At 46.7% G+C, this 289-nt stretch carries 1 pseudogene; it reads right to left on the bottom strand.

What is annotated here, in order from left to right:
• Nucleotides 1-148: 148 nt before the first annotated feature.
• Nucleotides 149-289 (bottom strand): annotated as a pseudogene (locus tag ACEQFP_RS17565) (AbrB/MazE/SpoVT family DNA-binding domain-containing protein); the annotation flags it as partial.

Genomic DNA, 289 nt, shown 5'->3' with positions numbered 1-289 from the left:
AATTATCTGGCAATGGTTAAGTTGGGTTGTATCAGATTGTTTTACAAGAAATTATACAATTAAGGGACACAGCCTAGCACTGCTTCCGGCTGTTCGCGCATGATGAAGGAGCAGATGTTGGTATCGAGCATATAGGTTAGGCGCTGTTTCATAACGTAAAGCGTCCTTCATCGCTGATCACGTCTTCGCGATCGGCCATAAAATCCGAATCAGCTTTTTCTAGCTGTGCAAATGAGCCCCAAGTCGGACGGGCGGGACGTAAGATGATGCTGTCTCCTTCCCGGATGAT

The organism is Edwardsiella sp. A.80236 (genome assembly GCF_044540725.1).
Lineage (GTDB): Bacteria > Pseudomonadota > Gammaproteobacteria > Enterobacterales > Enterobacteriaceae > Edwardsiella > Edwardsiella tarda.
The sequence above is the reverse complement of the archived record's forward strand: the minus strand, read 5'-3'. Positions and strand labels throughout refer to the sequence as shown.